The organism is Cellulophaga sp. BC115SP (assembly GCF_009905545.1).
GTDB classification, from domain to species: domain Bacteria; phylum Bacteroidota; class Bacteroidia; order Cytophagales; family Spirosomataceae; genus Flectobacillus; species Flectobacillus rivi.
This window is the reverse complement of sequence record NZ_JAAALB010000127.1, coordinates 1-1,810: the sequence shown is the minus strand read 5'-3', so window position 1 is coordinate 1,810 and position 1,810 is coordinate 1. Positions and strand designations below refer to the sequence as shown.

Sequence of the window (1,810 nt, the reverse complement as noted above, 5' to 3'; positions counted from 1 at the left end):
TCTTCGCTACAACTCCTTTCCCGTCGTTTGGGAGTGCAAAATTCCCACTTTATTCTCAACCTTCCAAATCTTTTTAACACTATTTTTTAAAGTTTTTTGTAAGTCGTTGAATGTCAGAAGATACAGGTAGTAAAAAAAATGACACCAAATTGATTTAATTCAATTGGTGTCATATCTACAAACTCACAAATACAATTAATACTTTGAATATTTATAAATAATATTTTATACTTTTGCTTACTTCTAAACGAAAATCGCATGTTATAGACCTGATTTTCGTATTTATATTTTGTAAAGGCGCTACAAGAATTCACTTTTTCTCCATCAATTCTATTTTTATGTACTATTTTTTACTACTCCAATAGTAAATTTCATATTTGGCTTATATAAAAGTTTTCAAACCATTATAGTTTTCTGATTTCAGAAATGTTGAAACATCCCTTTGTTGTTTTTAAAGTAGAGTTTTATACGATATATTATACTTCCGTAGTCTAACCTCCAATATCTGAAATGAATGTTTTAGAAACCCCTTCGCACATGACTAGTGTCATACTAAGAATATTAATCGAAGATACATAAAAACATATTTCATTTCTTGCATTTATAAATTGATCATTTATCTACTAAAGACCTATCGAGGTATTGCATATGCTTCTCGTTTTCAATAAATTTCTTGTATTTATACTTATTTAAAAGTGAGTCTAAAACCTGGGTATTTTCAATTTCATTACATAAAATCGCTTGTTCATATAATTAATTGTGCATTTCCTTATATTCGACTTCAAAAAATTTTAATAATACCATAAAAAAACATAACTTTGTTTCAGGCTTAAATGAAAAGTATTTAAGTGCCTAACGAATAGTTCGACACTTTCAAAATACCCTACATTATTGTATAATGTAGGGTTCTTTTTTGTTTTACCCTTTTAATCTTCATTCCTTTTAGCAACCATTCTAATAAGCAATAGAGTAAAGCTTATTACTTATTAAAAATCTCACTAATAACTATGTCGGCTTCCCATTTTTAGTACAGTTTAAAAATATACATAATCTCGTTGTGTTGATTATGTATTTACTCCTTCTTTGGCTGAGTGTAGCGTAGCGGAACGAAGCCCAAGAAGAGAGTTTTGTTTTTTATTCTATAATCTACTGGGCTCATACCTCCCAAAGAGACATGTGGACGAACGAAATTATAATCGCTCATCCATAGGTTTCTTGGCGTACTTCCTCCAAAGAATCAAATACATAAGCATCTAATACATGTCTGCGGTAAGTTTGGTTGAATATAGTGAAATACAATGTCATTCATCTGACTCCATTCTTGCGATAGCTTTGCTACAAATTCTGGTCCATTATCCATTCGAATCTTAGTGGGCTTACCATATTTGTTCACCAAATGACGAAGAATATAAATCACCCTACTACTCTTGAACGAGTAGTCTGTCTGTATGAAAAGTACTTCTCGATTGTAATCATCTATCACGTTAAAGCTTCGGAATGAACGCCCATTGCTCAAAACATCACTCATGAAGTCTATGCTCCAAGTATGAGTAAAGCTCTCGGGAACTTCTAAGGGCTCTTTTACTCTAGCCACAAGACGTTTTTTAGCCTTTCTACGAATAGAAAGACCCATCTGAACATACACCCGATGCACTCGCTTATGATTGAAATGATGACCCGCATTGCGCATACGGTAGTAAAACTTCCAAAAGCCTTCACGAGGATGGTCTTTGCTCAATTGAGATAACTCATCCATTAACACTTGATCGTTCTTAACGGATTGATATCCTAAACTGCTTCGGCTCGTTTT

1 protein-coding gene is annotated in these 1,810 nt (G+C 32.5%); it reads right to left on the bottom strand.

From position 1 onward, the window contains the following. Positions 1-1,237 precede the first annotated feature (1,237 nt). Positions 1,238-1,810: DDE-type integrase/transposase/recombinase (locus GVN22_RS27160; RefSeq protein ID WP_205691058.1), on the bottom strand; the 573-nt coding region annotated here is incomplete at its 5' end.